The sequence below is a fragment of the Streptomyces sp. A01 genome, from assembly GCF_059026195.1.
This window is the reverse complement of record NZ_JBWLKN010000152.1, coordinates 1-259: the sequence shown is the minus strand read 5'-3', so window position 1 is coordinate 259 and position 259 is coordinate 1. Positions and strand designations below refer to the sequence as shown.

Genomic DNA, 259 nt, shown 5'->3' with positions numbered 1-259 from the left:
GACTCCCCGGCTCAGCCCACACCACCTCCCGCAACCGATACCCCCCTACACCCCGAACCCCTACACCCCGAACCCCTACACCCCGAACCCCTGCGACCTGATCGCCTACACCCTGATCGCCTACACCCTGATCGCCTACGCCCTGTTCGCCTGCGCCCTGGGCTTGGAGTGCTGCCTCCAGGTGGTCGCAGACCTCCTCCCAGGCCCGGGCGAAGACAGGGAAGGCGGTGGCCAGCCCGCGACCCATACCCGGGCGCTG

1 protein-coding gene is annotated in these 259 nt (G+C 69.5%); it reads left to right on the top strand.

Annotation, left to right across the window (positions count from 1 at the left end):
- Positions 1 to 259, top strand: a 259-nt coding sequence (locus AC5P1B_RS35965) for a hypothetical protein (protein ID WP_493892241.1), incomplete at both ends; no start/stop codon positions are given.